Origin of the sequence: Pseudomonas sp. EGD-AK9 (genome assembly GCF_000465935.2) — a bacterium.
Classification (GTDB): Bacteria; Pseudomonadota; Gammaproteobacteria; order Pseudomonadales; family Pseudomonadaceae; genus Aquipseudomonas.
In genome coordinates, this window is record NZ_AVOF01000948.1 from 1 (window position 1) to 559 (window position 559).

Genomic DNA, 559 nt, shown 5'->3' on the forward strand with positions numbered 1-559 from the left:
GCTGGCTGGCCGGCCGCATGCGCCCGGTGGACGGCGCCCTGCTGCTCGGCGGCGAAGGTGACCTGCTCAAGGCCGTGCAGCCCTTCGCCAACAAGCTCACCGATCAGCTGTTCGCCGCCCGCGAAGGCCAGCTGGAGCTGCCACGCTGGACCGCCGAGCACGGCCCCAAGCTCAAGGCGCTGCTGTTCGACGCCAGTGGCCTGACCCGCTTCGAGCAACTGATCGAGCTGCGCGACTTCTTCCAGCCGGCGTTCAAGGGCCTGGGCCAGTGCCCGCGGGTGGTGCTGCTGGGGCGCGCGCCGGAATCGCTGAAGGACCCGGTCGCCGCCAGCGTGCAGCGTTCGCTGGAAGGCTTCAGCCGCTCGCTGGGCAAGGAGATCCGCCGCGGCGGCAACGTGCAGCTGCTCTACGTCGGCAAGGGCGGCGAGCAGCAGCTGGAAGGCGCGTTGCGCTTCTTCCTGTCGCCGAAGAGCGCCTACGTCTCCGGCCAGGTGCTGCGCCTGGGAGCCTGCGCCGAGCAGGTGCGCGACTGGACGCGGCCGCTGGCCGGCAAGAAGGC

Annotated in this window: 1 pseudogene; it reads left to right on the forward strand. The window is 71.4% G+C overall.

The window, feature by feature from the left end:
• A pseudogene (locus N878_RS25815) lies at positions 1-559 on the forward strand (short chain dehydrogenase); the annotation flags it as partial.